The sequence below is a fragment of the Oleiphilus sp. HI0066 genome (genome assembly GCF_001635725.1).
In genome coordinates, this window is record NZ_LWFH01001751.1 from 1 (window position 1) to 1,047 (window position 1,047).

The window sequence follows — 1,047 nt, forward strand, 5'->3', positions numbered from 1 at the left end:
ACGAGAAGCGCTGACCTTATTGGGAAACATCAAGATGAGGAAGAACTTTTTCCTGGGGTTTTGGTGGAGATTCAATTCCAAATTATCGGCATTAACACAGATCGAAGGGTGTCTCGTTCTAATTTTTGCTTACTTGCTATTTAATCTGTTATCTCTTGTTGTGGGTGATATTGGATATCCTAGAGCTTCCTTCTGGATATCTATTTCTTGGTTGTTGATAGTTGCGTATTCATGGATTGGTATTCCCTTCTACCAAAAAACTCTTAGAAAAGAACTTGAAACATTTTCTTTCAATAGAGAGTTCTAAGGCGAAGGTCTATATTTTGGGGGCTGTGAGCCCAAGTTGTATATAAATGGAAATTCGGATGTTTAAAAAAATAAGGGAAATCAGCGGGTTTGCTGATGTGGATTTATATTCAAAAAATAAAGAGATTAGTTTAGAGAAAAGGTCTTGGGCCTTTGGGATTGATTTGCTAGTTGTTGGCCTTTTATGGAGTTTTTGTTATCTCGTCGGCGGGGCCGTTATCGAAGCTGGTTATACGGATGCTACAGCGGACTACCTCATACCGTTATTTTACTTTTTGTTGCGAGATAGCTTGCCTAATGGTCAAAGCATAGGCAAAAAGTTGATGGATATTAGAGTTATGGACGTCGAAACCGGCTTTTCATGTGACCTTATTCAGTCTTTCTTCCGGAATAGTCTAGGAGTCACATTATTCGTTGTGGACATCTTATATACGCATAAACAGTTTGGTTCCAAAGTAGGTGATATTTGGTCTCGCACAATTGTCACGACAACCAGATGAATAAGCCAATAACATCTATTCTACTCACGCTTATATAGAACGTTGAAAATAAAAGTCAGTTAGATCTGTTCTATAAACAAGAGTGGTTAGTCATGCCTCCTAAATTGCGGAATAGTTAAAGTCGGCTCTTGTCTAATCCTTTCCTTATCAATACCTCTATTTTTCTCCAATCTCTCTATGCCACTGAATGTTTTGCTGATGCTGGAGCACAATCTTGATGTTGAAAGTTATTTGTTTAAGC

1 protein-coding gene is annotated in these 1,047 nt (G+C 38.1%); it reads left to right on the forward strand.

Translation table 11 applies throughout. The annotated features are described in order from the left end of the window. Positions 1 to 365: 365 nt before the first annotated feature. On the forward strand, positions 366 to 806 hold the full coding sequence (locus A3738_RS27220; protein ID WP_068502141.1) for an RDD family protein: 441 nt from the start codon (positions 366 to 368) through the stop codon (positions 804 to 806). Positions 807 to 1,047 lie beyond the last annotated feature (241 nt).